Here is a 240-nt window from a genome sequence, read left to right as displayed (position 1 = left end):
ACCACAGATTGCTCACATAGCGGCCGGCGATGTCGATCGCCACGATGGTGACATTAAGAATCACGCCCATCTGCACGAAGGCCGACATCAGGCAGGCGAATCGGAAGTCCATCGACATGGGGCCGTCGACACCCAATGTCATCAACCAGTAGTAGGCGGCGATGGTCAGCACCGTGCCCACGACCGCCAGCAGGGTCCAGTACCAGGTGGCAGACACCTGGGAACCGATCACGCTCAGCA

General features: G+C 60.0%; 1 protein-coding gene. It reads right to left on the bottom strand.

What is annotated here, in order from left to right; translation table 11 throughout:
• Positions 1 to 240: hypothetical protein (locus tag AAEY97_RS21485; RefSeq protein ID WP_351001421.1), on the bottom strand; the 240-nt coding region annotated here is incomplete at both ends.

The sequence above is a fragment of the Shewanella sp. TB7-MNA-CIBAN-0143 genome, from assembly GCF_040310065.1.
Lineage (GTDB): Bacteria > Pseudomonadota > Gammaproteobacteria > Enterobacterales > Shewanellaceae > Shewanella.
The sequence above is the reverse complement of the archived record's forward strand: the minus strand, read 5'-3'. Positions and strand labels throughout refer to the sequence as shown.